Source organism: Galactobacillus timonensis, from assembly GCF_900240265.1.
GTDB classification, from domain to species: Bacteria; Bacillota_I; Bacilli_A; order Erysipelotrichales; family Erysipelotrichaceae; genus Bulleidia; species Bulleidia timonensis.
Map to the genome: position 1 here is coordinate 1 of NZ_LT964758.1, position 857 is coordinate 857.

The window sequence follows — 857 nt, forward strand, 5'->3', positions numbered from 1 at the left end:
CCGTTGGAACAAATGGCTCGATAAGCTCATTGTGCAGCTGCGGTCCTCCCTGGGGCTGGAGATTCCGCCTGATTCGCTGCTTCAACAGCTCCGTGTTTCATTCCGGCGCGATGTCCGCCGGGCTCTGGATTATGATTCCTCCAGCGGCTGGGTGGCTGGAATCATTCTCTGCCTGAACAGGCCAAATGACTTTGACTTGGGCCTTTCCTGATCTTCCCCTATGCTGGGCTCAAAGGAGAAGATCTATGTCCGAACAATCTGATAAACAGGCCATTCTTGAATTCTTTAACCTCGATACAGGCAGTGTGGAGAATGTCATCTTCCATAATGACAATGGCAGTGCGTCTGTCCATGTTTTACTGCGGCCGGATCATCCGCCTTGTCCCGATTGCGGCTGTACACTGCCAAGGGTTAAGGACTACATTGACAAGAAGATAAGCCACGGCGTCTTTACTGATCGTGAGTGCACCATCTTCTATCATGCCCGCAGGTACATCTGTCCTGTCTGTCATCGAACGTACTATGAGAACAATCCATTCTGTTTCAGGAAGCAGCACATCTCCGCCCTCACGGTTGAAAACATTCTGAACGATTTGAAGACTCAGACCGAGACCTTCGCTTCCGTCGCTAAGCGGTATCACGTTTCTCCGACGACCGCCGCCTCTGTCTTCGATGCCCACGTCAGGGAGGCGCGAAAGACTCTGCCCGCTTTGATGTGCTGGGATGAGAACTACGCATTCCGTCATCCGGGAGAGAATTCAAAATATGTGTTCGTTATTCTCGACTTCGAGTCACAGGAGCCGGTGGATATCCTGCCCAGCAGAAGAAAAGATTATCTGCTCAGCTACTTTCTCAAA

2 protein-coding genes are annotated in these 857 nt (G+C 51.2%); both read left to right on the forward strand.

Annotation, left to right across the window (positions count from 1 at the left end; translation table 11 throughout):
- On the forward strand, nt 1-211 hold a 211-nt coding region (locus tag C1714_RS14180), incomplete at its 5' end, for a hypothetical protein (RefSeq protein ID WP_167850093.1).
- Between the two features lie 34 nt (nt 212-245).
- Nucleotides 246-857, forward strand: a 612-nt coding sequence (locus C1714_RS13795; protein ID WP_135567969.1) for a transposase, incomplete at its 3' end; no start/stop codon positions are given.